The 14620-nt window shown below is 38.6% G+C and carries 9 protein-coding genes; 6 read left to right on the forward strand and 3 right to left on the reverse strand.

Annotated features, from left to right (window positions below; all coding sequences use genetic code 11):
- Positions 1-191: 191 nt before the first annotated feature.
- From R2R28_RS17815 to pbpC, 3 genes are all read left to right on the forward strand, one after another.
- A complete protein-coding gene (locus R2R28_RS17815) occupies positions 192-5783 on the forward strand; it encodes an alpha-2-macroglobulin family protein (protein WP_316827038.1) in 5592 nt (1863 codons plus the stop codon).
- A 153-nt stretch (positions 5784-5936) separates the two neighbouring features.
- Positions 5937-6182 carry a hypothetical protein gene (locus tag R2R28_RS17820; RefSeq protein WP_316827039.1) on the forward strand — a complete coding sequence of 82 codons (246 nt, stop codon included), beginning with the start codon at positions 5937-5939 and terminating at the stop codon, positions 6180-6182.
- Positions 6183-6764: 582 nt separating this feature from the next.
- Positions 6765-9137 (forward strand): penicillin-binding protein 1C, encoded by a 2373-nt coding sequence (gene pbpC / locus R2R28_RS17825; RefSeq protein WP_316827040.1) that lies wholly within the window; start codon positions 6765-6767, stop codon positions 9135-9137.
- A gap of 324 nt (positions 9138-9461) precedes the next feature.
- Here pbpC and R2R28_RS17830 read toward each other — a convergent pair whose 3' ends face one another.
- Positions 9462-10154, reverse strand: a complete 693-nt coding sequence (locus R2R28_RS17830; protein ID WP_316827041.1) for a lysoplasmalogenase — start codon at positions 10152-10154, stop codon at positions 9462-9464.
- Positions 10144-11361: a sterol desaturase family protein gene (locus R2R28_RS17835; protein ID WP_316827042.1), complete on the reverse strand. Its 1218-nt coding sequence runs from the start codon at positions 11359-11361 to the stop codon at positions 10144-10146. The genes R2R28_RS17830 and R2R28_RS17835 overlap by 11 nt, the downstream gene beginning before the upstream one ends.
- 196 nt (positions 11362-11557) lie before the next feature.
- Between R2R28_RS17835 and R2R28_RS17840 the strand changes: the two genes are divergently transcribed.
- Positions 11558-11908 carry a hypothetical protein gene (locus R2R28_RS17840; RefSeq protein WP_316827043.1) on the forward strand — a complete coding sequence of 117 codons (351 nt, stop codon included), beginning with the start codon at positions 11558-11560 and terminating at the stop codon, positions 11906-11908.
- Between the two features lie 532 nt (positions 11909-12440).
- Complete coding sequence (locus R2R28_RS17845; RefSeq protein ID WP_316827044.1) at positions 12441-13073, forward strand: phosphatase PAP2 family protein; 633 nt, start codon at positions 12441-12443, stop codon at positions 13071-13073.
- Here R2R28_RS17845 and R2R28_RS17850 read toward each other — a convergent pair.
- Complete coding sequence (locus R2R28_RS17850; RefSeq protein ID WP_316827045.1) at positions 13063-13677, reverse strand: Crp/Fnr family transcriptional regulator; 615 nt, start codon at positions 13675-13677, stop codon at positions 13063-13065. The genes R2R28_RS17845 and R2R28_RS17850 overlap by 11 nt on opposite strands.
- Positions 13678-13896: 219 nt before the next feature.
- On the opposite strand from R2R28_RS17850, the gene R2R28_RS17855 reads away from it, so the two are divergent.
- Positions 13897-14559, forward strand: coding sequence for an HAD family phosphatase (locus R2R28_RS17855; RefSeq protein WP_316827064.1), 663 nt, complete (start codon positions 13897-13899; stop codon positions 14557-14559).
- The last annotated feature ends 61 nt before the right edge of the window (positions 14560-14620 follow it).

Consider the following 14620-nt stretch of genomic DNA (forward strand, 5'->3'; position numbering starts at 1 on the left):
GTGTAAACTTATCCAAATCCATGCAAATGAACAAACCATTCGCTTTAATTTTCAACATTATTTATTTTAACGTGTATTTTAGTTAATTTTCAGAAAGAATATGGGTTTTTCGGATTATTCAGATCAATTACGGCATAGCAATTGCTCCAACCGCAACATTATATTCTCATTTATCTTAACGAATTCATCCTATGGAACAACCATCTACCTACCAGTCGTCCTCAAAAAAGAAATTTATTTTTATCGGATTGCTTGTCCTTTCTATTGCAGCAATTGTATTTATATATTTCAACCGGAAAAAGAAAAATCACGAAGAAAATCAGGCTTATGCCAAATACATCGAAGCCTATACCTCCGGAACCATTTCCAAAAAAAGTTTTATTCGCGTACACCTCGCCAATGCGGCAACTGGTATGCAGGATTTGGGCAAGGCCGATTCGCGTGAACTTTTCGACTTCTCCCCTTCTATTTCCGGCAAAACCTATTGGATCGATCCGCAAACGGTAGAGTTCAGACCTGATGAAAACCTGAAGCCCGGGAAAAATTACGATGCTACTTTTAAGCTATCGGAAGTTTCTGCTACCGAAAAAGGGCTTGAAGATTTCGATTTTGAGTTTAAAGTGATTACGCCAGGCATCATGCTGATGCAAAATGGTTTGGTTTCGCAGAATAATACTTCCCTTGATTATATGAAGTTAACTGGCGAAGTGGCCACTGCCGATGTAGAAGAAACCGGTAAGATAGAGAAAACACTTTCATTGGATTTTGATCAGAAATTAAAAATTAAATGGCAGCATGATCCCGCAAAAAACATTTCAAAATTTACCATCGATAGTATCAAAAAGACTGGCAATGATCAGAATTTAAAAGTAAAATGGGATGGTGATGCTATTGATGCTGACCAGAAAGGTGAAGTAGAAGTTCGTGTTCCATCCATCAATAAATTCGAAATCCTGGATATGAAAGCCATTCAGGGAGAAGAAGATTATGCTTTGGTACAATTTTCGGAGCCGATTGGCGTAGGTCAGGATTTAACCGGGATGATTACGTTAGGGAATTTAAGCGATGTGAGGTATACCATTGATGCCAGTCAGGTTAAAGTTTATGCCCCTGAAGAATTAAAGGGCAATTATACTTTAAGTGTAAACGCTGGTGTGGAGAATATTAATGCTAAAACATTAACGAGCGGTAAGGTAGCTAACCTCGTTTTCGAGGATAAATTGCCATCAGTTACCATTGCGGGTGCCGGTACCATTTTACCAAACTCAGGAAAACTTGTTTTACCATTCGAAGCGATCAATTTGAAAGCAGTTGATGTAACCGTAATTAAAATTTACGAAAACAATATTCCTCAGTTTTTCCAAACCAACAGTTATAAAGATGGGAACGAACTCCGCAGGGTGGCAAAACCTATTTTGCAGAAAACCGTACGTTTAGACGAAGATAAAGCGCTAAACCTGCACAAAAAGAATCGTTTTACACTCGATCTGGATAAAATGATCCGTACTGAACCTGGTGCCATGTACCGTGTTACCATCGCATTCAGACAAGAATATAATGCCTACAACTGTAAAGCGGGGGTAGAAAAAGCTGATGGAAGTGATGAGGAAGCCGAATATGGAAGTGATGAAGGTTACGGCGAAAAGATTGATGAAGATGATGATTTCTGGCAACGGTACAATAATTATTATCCTTCAAATTACAGATGGAATGATAAAGATAACCCTTGTACGCCATCATTTTATACCAACCAACGCTGGGCAAGCAGAAACTTAATTGCTTCGAACATTGGTTTAGTAGCTAAGCGCGGAAATGATAATTCGATGCTGATTATCGCAACCGATTTATTAACTGCAAAGCCATTAAGTGGTATCAACCTCGAATTAATGGATTACCAAAAGCAGATTATTTTTACTACCAAGACTGATGGTGATGGTTTTGCAAGATTCGACCTCAAACGTCAGCCTTTTTTATTAATCGCCAAAAATGGCTCAGAACGCGGTTACCTCAAATTAGATGATGGAAGTTCACTTCCTTTAAGCCGTTTTGATGTTGGTGGTGATGTAGTACAAAGTGGCTTGAAAGGCTTTATTTATGGCGAACGTGGCGTTTGGCGTCCGGGTGATAGTTTATTTGTTTCTTTCGTTCTCGAAGATAAATTAAAGAAACTGCCTGCCAATTATCCCGTAACCATGGAGTTTTACAATCCAAAAGGTCAGCTTTATAAACGACTGATTAATGGTAAACCTACAAACGGGTTTTACACCTTTAAAACCGCTACTGAAAGTACAGCCCCTACAGGTAACTGGATGGCAAAAGTTAAAGCAGGTGGCGCAACCTTTACCAAAACGTTAAAAATTGAAACGGTAATGCCAAACCGCTTAAAAATTGATTTTAACATCGGTAACCGGCCGTACTTAAGCACAGGCACTTCTGCCGCTACCCTATCGGCCAAATGGCTCTTCGGTGCAGTGGCTCAAAATTTAAAAGCCAAGGTTGACGTTAATTTAAACACCACCGAAACCAAGTTTAAAGGCTTTGAAGGTTTTAGTTTCGATAATCCAACGGTTAACTTCCAATCGCAGGTTAAAACCATTTTCGAGGGGACTTTAAACCAAAACGGTACGGCACAGATCAATACCAACTTAAATGAGAATAACACTGCTCCTGGCGTATTAAGGGCAAATTTCACTACAAAAGTTTTCGAACCTGGAGGTAATTTCAGTATCGACAATTTCAGTATCCCCTACCATGTTTACAGCAATTATTTGGGCATCCGTCCTGAAAAGGGTGACCGTTTAAGCGGTATGTTGGTTACCGGAAAAGAGCATAAAATCGAAATTGTTAATGTAAATACCGATGGAAAATTATTGAGCGGCACCAAAACTGTTACCGTAGAATTATATAAAACCCAATGGCGCTGGTGGTGGGAACAGGATGATCAGTATACCTATGCCAATTTCACCCAAAACCAGTACAATAAGTTGGTAGAAAGTCACCAGGTAAACTTATTCAACGGAAAAGGAAGCTGGAATTTACGTGTCGATGAACCAGAATGGGGACGTTATTTAATTTTGGTACGTGACGTAAACGGCGGGCATGTTACCGGAAAATCGGTTTATGTAGATTGGCCAGGTTGGGCACAGCGCGAGCAGGGCAGCAATCCTACAGAAGCTTCGATGTTATCTTTCACGGCAAATAAGGAGAAATTTACCGTTGGAGAAGACATTACTTTAACCATTCCTACCGGAAAGAACGGCAGAGCATTAATTTCTATCGAAAACGGAAGTCGTGTATTAAAAACTTTCTGGGTTGATACCAAAGCCGGTCAAACCCAATTTAAGTTTAAAGCAGAAAAAGAAATGGCACCGAATGTATTCGCGAACATCACTTTATTGCAACCTCATGCACAAACGGTTAACGATTTGCCGATCAGGATGTATGGAGCCATTCCACTTTCGGTGGAAGATCCACAAACGATCCTTAAGCCAACCATAAAGATGTTGGATAAAATCAAACCTGAAACGGAAAACACCATTACTGTTGGAGAACAGAACGGCAAAGCAATGACTTATACCATTGCACTTGTAGATGAAGGTTTGCTGGATTTAACCCGTTTTAAAACACCAGATCCGCATGGTGCATTTTATGCCCGCGAAGGTTTGGGCGTTAAAACATGGGATTTATTCGACTATGTATTGGGTGCATGGGGCGGAAACCTGGAGCGTATTTTAAGCATCGGTGGTGATGGCAGTATCAACAAAAACCTCAATCCGGCAAAAGCGAACCGTTTTCAGGCTGTAGTTAAATTTATGGGACCATTTACCATTGGCAAAGGCGAAAGTAAAACACACAAGTTTAAATTGCCTCAATACATTGGTGCTGTTAGGGCCATGGTAGTTGCCGGACAGGATGCCGCCTATGGTTTTGCAGAAAAATCAGTTCAGGTTAAAAAACCTTTGATGGTATTGGCTACCCTGCCACGGGTGATTGGCCCAGGGGAAAGTTTCACCCTTCCTGTAACCGTTTTTGCTACCGAAAGTAATCTGAAGAATGTATCAGTACAACTTCAGGCAAGCAATTTAATTGTTCAGGGAACTAATAAACAACAGCTTTACTACAAGCAAACAGGCGAACAAATGACTTATTTTGAAGTTAAAGCACCAAATACTGTTGGAATTGCAAAAGTAAAAGTGATTGCACAAAGTGGCGCAGAAAAAACAGTTTACGACGTAGAAATGGATATCAGAAATCCAAATCCTTATGTAACCAATGTGGTTTCTTCAACAGTACAGCCACATACCAAATGGGCAGTAAATTATTTACCGATCGGAATGACTGGTACAAACTCCGGATCATTGGAAGTTTCTTCTATCCCGGCCATCAATCTCGGTAAAAGGTTAAGCTACTTAATCCAATATCCACATGGTTGCATAGAACAAACTACTTCGGGCATTTTCCCTCAACTGTTCCTTGATCGTTTGAGTCCGTTAAATGGACAGCAAAAAGCCACAACGGAGAAAAATATTAAGGCTGGAATAAACAGGCTTAAAGGTTTCCAAACTACCGATGGTGGTTTATCTTACTGGCCTGGAGAAGGTACTTCTGACGAATGGGGAAGTAATTATGCCGGTCATTTCCTGGTGGAAGCACAAAATGCGGGTTATACCCTACCTGTTGGACTTTTAGATGAACTGTTGCGTTTTCAAAAATCAAAAGCAACAAATTGGGCCCCAAATAGTAATAATTTTTATGGTGGCGATTTATCACAAGCTTACCGTTTGTATATGCTTGCACTGGCTAAAAGGCCAGAGATGGCCGCAATGAATCGTTTAAAAGCCTTTGAGTACCTGTCTGTTGCAGCGAAATGGCGATTGGCGGCAGCATACAAACTGGCCGGACAAAATGACGTTGCCCAAAATATGATCAGGGGTTTGGATACTTCTATCCAGGCTTACAAACAATTGGGCGGTACTTATGGCTCTGATGTTCGTGATGAAGCCATGATTTTAGAAACCCTTACCCTACTCGGTCAGAAAGCGAAAGCAGCTAGTTTATTACAACCTTTAGCGGCCAAATTGGGCGAAAATACCTGGTACAGTACCCAAACAACGGCTTATAGTTTATTGGCCATTGCAAAATTCTGTGGTACGAACCAATCGGCCAATAAATTACAGTACCAATATGTTTTGGATGGAAAAACGGCTCCTGTTAACTCTAATCAATACATCAATAGCACACCTGTAAACTTTAAAGGCAACAGTGCATCAATTACCAATAATGGCAATAATGTATTATTTGTACGGTTGGTTTTAGAAGGACAACCCGTTGCTGGTCAGAATAATTTCTTACCAAACCGACCAGACGTACTGGATATGAACGTGACTTACAAACGTTTAAATGGCAAAGTTTTAGATCCAACCACTTTAAAACAAGGCACCGATTTTTACGCTGAAGTAACGGTAAAAAACCCGGGCCGAATGGGTTATTACGAACAAATGGCGTTAACCCAAATTTTCCCTTCAGGTTGGGAAATTATCAATACAAGGGTTAATGATAATCAAAGTATATTGGCCTCCTCTCCTTTTACCTACCAGGATATCAGGGATGACCGTGTTTTTACCTATTTTAATGTAAGAGAAGGTGAAACTTTGGTGTATAAAGTGCTGCTGAACGCCTCTTATTTAGGTAAATATTATTTATCAGCGGTTCAATGCGAAGCAATGTATAATAATGATATTTCGGCTACTGAAGCAGGTAAGTGGGTACAAGTAGTGAAATAGGTATTTTAAACCTCGCAGGTTTTCAAAACCTGCGAGGTTTGAGTATTTAGAAAAAATACATATATCGGTGGTTCGTGGAGACACAAACCACGGCGATAAAACTTATTTTTCAAAGCCTTGGTTCGTGTCTCCACGAACTGAAATTAAATAATTATGGATAAAATATTTGCAGACAGAAGAAAGAACTACATGGAGACTGGGCAAATTTACTTTTGGACAGCTACCATAAACAAATGGCAAAAGTTACTGGAAGAAAATATGTTCAAGCATATCATTTTAAGCTCGTTTGAGCATCTAAGTAAATTTAAAAAACTTGATATTTTCGCTTTTGTAATTATGCCTAACCATATTCATACTATTTGGAGAACAAATGAGCTGAACGGCAAAGAAACTGTTTAAGGTTCATTTTTAAAATATACTGCCCACGAATTCAAAAAATTATTAAGTCCAGGTGAACTTATCAATTACCATACAAATGCAATTAATAAAAATTACGAATTTTGGCAGAGAGATCCTCTAGCTATACATTTATACACTCCAGAAGTTGCATATCAGAAACTGGATTATTTACATAATACCCCTTGTACTGCGCATTGGCAGTTAGCAACAGAACCCGAAGATTATTTATATTCGTCAGCATTATTTTACGAAAAGAATGAATTAAAATACTCCTTTTTGAAAGACTTAAGATTAGAATTTTAGTGGAGAACAAAATGGTTCGTGGAGACACGAACCACGGCGATAAAACTTATTTTTCAAAGCCTTGGTTCGTGTCTCCACGAACCGAAATTTAAAACAATGAATAATTTATTCAAGTACAAGAGAAAAAGTCATATTGAAATTGGCCATTTTGCTAAGAAAGCGCTAATGGTTCGTGGAGGCACAAACCATGGCGACAAAACTTATTCTTCAAAGCCTTGGTTCGTGTCTCCACGAACCGAAATTTAAAGCTCAATACATTTAAACCCATTCTGAAACCAAATGAACAAAATCCCAAAAGCATTCCTCCTTTCCGATCTGATTTGCTTTGTCCTGCTTTTGGCGTTTTTATTTTCACTGCCTTCAAAACTTTTCAAAACGCCTACCTCCTACGTAATTGAAGCCAGCAATGGTAATTTATTGAGCGCTGCAATTGCCAGCGATGGACAGTGGCGTTTTCCGGTGGCAGATAGCATTCCGGTAAAATTTAAGGATTGCATTATTGCCTTTGAAGATAAACGGTTTTACAACCATTTTGGCGTAGATATTTTGGCTATGAGCAGAGCCATGCGTCAAAATTGGCGGGCTAAAAGTGTGGTTAGCGGTGGCAGTACATTAACCATGCAGGTCATCCGTTTATCTAGAAAACAAGACCGGACCGTTTGGCAAAAACTACTGGAAGTGATTTTAGCCTTACGCTTGGAATTAAAATATTCAAAAGAAGAAATTCTTGGTTTATATGCTGCAAATGCGCCCTTCGGGAGTAATGTTGTCGGTTTAGAAGCCGCGAGCTGGCGCTATTACGGCCGTGATGCCAAAACACTTTCTTGGGGCGAAATGGCTACCCTTGCAGTGCTTCCCAATAGTCCATCTTTGGTTCACCCTGGTAAAAACTCCACCAGACTCATCAAAAAAAGAAACGATTTATTAGATAAACTCGCCCAGCTTAAATACATCGATCAGGCGACAGCCAATTTATCAAAATTAGAACCTGTTCCGGGTAAACCTATGCCTTTGCCTCAAAATGCACCACATTTATTAAACCGGTTTAAGGCAGAAAGGAAAAGCCTGGAAATTAATTCAACAAGAATTACTTCTACTTTGGATGAAAATATCCAGTTAAAAGTAAATTCCATTTTAAAACGGTACAATAACCGCTATCGTGCCAACGACATCAACAACATTTCGGCTTTGGTACTCGATGCACGTACAGGCAAGGTGGTAAGTTATGTCGGCAATATTTATCAACCAGAAAATGCTGACTTGCAAAGCCACGTGGATATGATTAAAGCCCCACGTAGTCCGGGCAGTACCCTAAAGCCTTTGCTTTATGCCAGTATGATGAACGACGGTTTTATATTGCCACATACTTTAATTCCCGATATTCCGACACAAATTGCGGGCTATTCGCCACAAAATTACGATTTGGGTTATGATGGTGCCATTGCTGCAGATAAGGCACTGAGCCGCTCCTTAAACATCCCTGCTGTAAAAATGCTGCAACAATACAAGTACGAACGTTTTTATGATAAGTTAAAGAAACTTGGAATAGGTACATTAAACCAACCAGCCGATCATTATGGTTTATCGTTGATTTTAGGCGGAAGCGAGGTAACCATGTGGGATTTAGCCAATACCTATATGGGTATGGTACGCACCCTGAATCATTTTAACACATATAAAGGCCTTTACAATCCCGAAGATTATAAACGGGCAACTTATTTTAACCAAACAACTAAAGACGAAAAAGACTACCAGCGCAATTCATTTTTAGATCACGGTGCCATTTGGGCAACTTTTAACGCCATGGAAGAAGTGATGCGGCCAGGCGACGAGGGGCTTTGGGAACAATTTTCATCATCGCAAAGGGTAGCCTGGAAAACAGGTACCAGTTTTGGTTTTCGTGATGCCTGGGCTGTAGGATTAACGCCAAATTACGTAGTATGCGTTTGGGTGGGCAACGCCGATGGAGAAGGAAGGCCCGGTTTAGTGGGTATTGAAGCAGCCGCACCTGTTTTGTTTGATATTTTTAGGCTGCTACCTAATGGAAAATGGTTCGAAACACCTAAAACCAAACTCAAAAAACTAAAAATATGTAAGCAGAGTGGTTATAAAGCCGGCGAATACTGTACTGATGTAGTGGAAGAATTGGTTCCTGTTGCAGGAGAAAAAACAACCGTTTGCCCCTATCACAAACTGGTTCATTTAGATAAAACAGGTGCTTACAGGGTTACCGATTTATGTGAAAGCGTAACCAATATGCAGCATAAAAGTTGGTTTATTTTACCACCTGCAATGGAATATTACTATAAAATAAAAAACAGCGATTATAAAAACCTTCCTGCTTTTAAAGAGGGCTGCAACCCTGCAGGCGGGAATAGTGTAATGGAGGTAATTTATCCAAAAAATAATGCAATAGTCTATATTCCGCTCGAATTAGATGGAACAAGGGGCAAAATTGTAATTAATGCTGCACATAGAAATTCAAGTTCGAAAATATACTGGCACATTGATAACGAATATGTAGCCACCACTACTAACTTTCATCAACTGGCTATTAGTCCACCTCCTGGGAAACACACTTTAACTTTGGTTGATGAAAATGGAGAACGGTTGGTACAGATTTTTACGGTTTTGGATAAAGAAAAGAAATAAATTTTATTGTTAACCACAGATTAGCACGGATAAACACAGATATAGAATCTTTTTTCGAACCACGGAGACTCATAACACACGGAAAGGCCACTATTTTATTGGTTACCAATCATTATAAACCTGATAAAGTGAAAATCCTTTTTTATTTGCAGTACCTCCAAATGTGCTGTCATGCTGAGGCACGAAGCATCTACAGGCTATGGAACAGATGCTTCGTGCCTCAGCATACAAGTATCTATTAAAAAGATTGAAACGATAGCAGGACTACAGTTACCGATTAACACAGAACCCTGCTTTTCAAAAAACAAAAACTATAATTTCGTTCTATACTTCTGTCCTCGTCACTACTAGCTTCCTTTCAATAGTCCCGTAAACAATCAAATATTGTGCTACCATATAAGTAGCCATAATTAAAGCGCCGATTTGTGGAATGGGCTGAGCAAATTTATTAACAGCCAATGCGCTATCAGAAAGTAGAAAAAATAACACACCGTATAAAATTAGTTTAAAACTAAAAATATTCACCTTACCATAACGGTTAACCGCCATAAGCGCCATCACACAGATGATAATCGCATACATTAAAACCGGAAATTGCATTGCCCCCAGGTGTGGCTGCAAATAGAAGAACAAACCAGCACAAAAAATAGCAAATGCCCCCACCGCCCATAAAAAGTAAGGTGTTTTATGTGCCGGGTTAGATTTATGATCAAGTGTAAAAGCCCTGATATAGAAAATATGGCAGATCAGAAAAGCAACCAGTCCGAAAATAAAAAAACTTCTTCTGTCGTTTTGCAGCATCAGTAAGATATCGCCTGCCCAGGCAAAAATTAATCCTGTAAAAATCCGCTTGTGGAAACGGCCTTTTAATTGAGTGCCTACATAAAGCCAAACCAAAAGTACCACCACAATTAATGGTTTTGAGAAATTGCGCAACCCGGTGTTATTGGCATATTCAGCATAAAGCTGGATTACAAATACCAGAAAAAAAATAAATGAAAATAACTTAGTCTTCATTGGGATTAGGATTTGCCTTTTGCAAATTAAAAAACCAAATTACGGATATTAACTGGATAGCCACAAAAATTACTTGATAACCTAAAGGGAATTTAAAAATCAGCACCAATAAAACGCCAAATATTAACCTGAAATATTCGAACTTAATTTGCCATTTTTTCTGCTCCAACAATGCGCCACAGGTAATTAAGGTTAATATGGTAAAAAAAGATCCTGAAATTAATGGCAGGGTTTCCAGTTTATGATAGGAGAATAAAATAGCGGAACCTGCAGCGAGCGATATTAAAAATTGTACCAGCACATAACCCGTTAGCTTGGTTTGATATACGGGATTGTATTTTTGATAAGTTACCGGATTAATTTCGGGTGCAGATTGAAATCCACCTAAATGAGCAGGAAACCAACCTGGTGGTTTAATAAAAACTTTAATTTTATCACTCATTCTTGGCGATTGCCTCGCGGTTTTAACTAGATCATCCCAATAATGCAGGTTCGCCCAAACCGGGTTCCAGCTGGCTAAAGGTTTGGTTATGCCATAATACACCTCTTCTTCTTCTTTTTGAAAAGTACCGAAAATACGATCCCAGATAATTAACGTACCTGCATGGTTTTTATCTATGTATTTGGGATTAGAGCCATGATGTACCCGGTGATGTGAAGGCGTATTAAGAACATATTCTAAAAAGCCCATATTTTTTATTGCCCTGGTATGAATCCAAAATTGATATAGGGTATTAAACGAACTTAGTGTTAAAAACATAATCGGATCAAAACCAACAAAAGCCAGCGGCAGGTAAAATACCCAGCTAAACCAGCCCTGAAACCAGCTTTGGCGTAAAGCCACGGTTAAATTATATTCTTCTGACTGGTGATGTACAATATGTGATGCCCACAAAGCATTTACCTGATGACTCATCCGGTGGAACCAATAGTAAAAAAAATCAACCCCGATAAACAAAAGAATCCAGGTCCAGACGGTATTTGGCAGTTCAAATAAGCGCCAATGCTCAAAAATGTATTTATAACCAAAAAATAAGGCTGTTTTCATGAAAATACCGGTGAGTTGCTGTCCTATCCCCTGACTTAAATTGGCAATACTATCGTTAAGCCGGTAATAATTTAACTTTTTATAAAAATTATAGGCCAGTTCAACCCCAATCAGGATAAAAAACACAGGCACAGATAACGCAATGTAATCTACTTTCATACAGGCTTAAAATATTTGGCTAGCAATATTGGTTCTACAATTTAAACAATATCTATGTGAAGATAAAATCCTGTTCATGTAAAATTTATGCTTGTTTTGCATTTACTATTGATTTGTGTCAAATTCGCCTTAACTTTGCAGTGCTAAACAAATGCAATGCACATTATTGGCATTTTCACCCATTCATCCCATCAATATGAAAAAATTATCTCTCCTGCTGTTGTTATTGGCACCTGCATTTTATGCAAAAAGCCAGACTTTGGTATTGGCTAAAGATGCAGCCCAATATGTTGGTAAAAGCGTAACCATTTGCGATTCGGTTTACAGTACAAAAGGATTGGAGAAATTAACTTTGATCAACTTAGGCGGTGCCTATCCAAAAGAACTGATTACAGTGGTAATTAATAAAGAGGACGAAAGCAAATTTCCATCAGAACCGGCCAGTATGTTTATGGGAAATAAAATTTGTGTAACCGGCATTGTAACCGAGTTTAAGGGTAAAAGACAAATTGTGGTTACCGATCCAAAACAGATTGTAGTAAAATAGTCAATCACCATTTCTTCCTTTTATTGAGGTTTTTACAGCCTTTATATCAAGCAATACCTGATATTATACAATAGGCAGTTTTTTTTCAGCAATTTCATTTAACGCAACCCTTCACGGTATACAAAAACAACCTAAGCTCCTCCCTGTTTAAAGGAGGTGGGCTTCGGCTGGAGCGTTAACACTAAATTATTATTTATGGAATAAATGTAAAGTGGAGTTGCCTCTTCAGTCGGCAGGAAATTAATCCTGCCAACCTCGTAAGCATAGATATCCTTATTATCTGTTTCGAAGATTCAAAATCATTTTAACATATCATAACAGATTATACATATAGGCATATTTCCTTGATGAATCGTTTTATTTCCTTGATGAATTTTTCTCACTACTGTGGCTTTGTCAGGTTAAAAATTTATTTTTCCTTACAAACTTTAAATTTTCAGCGATACAATCATTTAATTAAAAGCAGGAAAATTTTATTTTGATTGCCATAAAATCCATAGTTTTGAATTTTGACCCGCCTATGTCCAACCTTTTGAAAAGAAACACCCTAATTTTTATACTTGCGGTATTGATTATTGCTTTTGCCGCTTTGAGTTTTTTCATCGCCAAACATCCCATATTGGCTTTCGATATTAAAACTTCGCTTTTTATTCAGCAATACCATGCCGATTGGTTGGATAAAGTAATGCTGGCCATTAGCTTTTTTGGCGAACTCCCCTATTCACTACTTTCTGTTGTGGTGGTTGCTGCAATTTTTTACTGGCAAAAATATAAAAGAGAAGGTCTTTTTATTTCTACCGTATTGTTATCCGGACTGATTATTTTAGGTATCAAAAATATCATTAACCGACCAAGGCCTACTGCCTTTTATGTTCGCCTGGTTGAAGTTAACCGTTTTCAAAGTTACCCTAGCGGGCATGTACTTTCGTACACTTTATTTTTCGGTTTTCTGATTATCCTGATGAATAGCTCGAAGAACATCCCAAAGCTTACTAAAAACATCGTTACTTACCTATCAGCATTTCTCGTTATTACCATTGCCCCATCAAGAATTTACTTAGGTGCACATTGGTTTACAGATACCGTTGGGGGATTTTTATTGGGATTAATCTGTCTTTTTCCGCTCTGTTACTTCTATTTAAAAAAGAAACAGGTTAATTCTTAACTTTTCCTTCGGGTTTTTCCTTTTTCCTGATCCTGCTTAAAGTTTCGATGCGTATCCCAAGGTAACTGGCCAAAAATTTTAAGGGAACCCTTAACTGTAAAGTGTTATGCCCGTTTTTAAATTGCCTGTAGCGAGCTTCGGCAGAGGGTATTCTCGACAGAATGGAGCGTTCCTGCGACATATAATAATGTATGGCTAAAAGTTTTCTGGCCAGTACATTCGTTTCAGGAAATTGCACATACATATCATCAATAAAATGGTAAGGAAGGATAAGCAATTCCGAATCTTCCAACGCCTGAAACTGCTCTTGATAAGTGGGTTTGATGGAACCCGGGTTGCGGATGCTCCCTATCAGGTGGTTTTCTTCAATTAACCAGGAGGTGATGTCTTTTCCTTCATCTACTATAAACCCGCGTACCAGTCCTTTTATAATAAAAAACAAACAATCGCCATGTAATTCGTTAAAACAAGGTAAAATATTATTTTTGCGTACAGAAATCCTGAATGTTTTAGCTTTTGCCTGCTCAACTATTTCCTCGCGGAGCGTCTGCAGGTTACTTAAATAGCTAATAAGCGGTTCACTTTCGTGCCTGGCAGCATCCATAAAATTTATCCCGGTTTTTAAACAATGTAAGCTATCACTTGTGTGCCGGATTTCCAAATACCCAAACGTATTGAACAGCTAAAAAATTACAAATTCACCAGTAATAATTTATTAACACTTTTTTTCAGCTTAATAAAGGGATAATTTAAATGTTAAATTTCGGGTTGATGACGCTATTTTAACTTAATCATAAAAAAATCTGATAATTTTGCCGCCATGATGAACCATAAACCCAAAGCTTTCCTTTTCGATCTAAATGGCACCATGATTAACGACATGGCTTTTCATAACCAGGCTTGGCATAACATCCTTACTCAGGATTTGGGCGCCAGCATTAGTTTTGAGGCGGTTAAAAAACAGATGTATGGCAAAAATCAGGATCTTTTGGAGCGTGTTTTTGGTGTGGGCCATTTCTCTCAGGAGCAGATTGACCAGATTTCGATCGAAAAAGAACACCGTTATCAGGCAGCCTATAAAAAGCATTTAACGCTGATTGCAGGATTGGGCGAGTTTATGGAAAAAGCGAAACAATCGGGTATTCAGATGGCCATTGGCTCAGCTGCAATTCCTTTCAACATTAATTTTGTACTCGATAATTTAAATATCCGATCTTATTTTAAAACGATAGTAAGTGCCGAAGATGTGGTAAACAGCAAACCTGATCCTGAAACTTTTACCAAAGGAGCGCAAATTTTAGGGATTGATGCCAGTGAATGTATTGTTTTTGAAGACGCTCCAAAAGGGATTGAGGCCGCACAAAATGCTGGAATGAAATGTGTGGCGCTAACGACCATGCACACGAAGGATGAATTTTCGGCTTATCACAATATTATTGCCTTTATTGAAGATTATACCGATCCAGTTTTACAGGATCTTTTCTAAAACAGATACGGCCTGTGTTTCCACAGACCGTATATCATGTTATCATCGTTGAGATGTAGGG

This window comes from Pedobacter miscanthi, assembly GCF_032678605.1.
In the GTDB taxonomy this organism is placed as follows: Bacteria; Bacteroidota; Bacteroidia; order Sphingobacteriales; family Sphingobacteriaceae; genus Pedobacter; species Pedobacter miscanthi_A.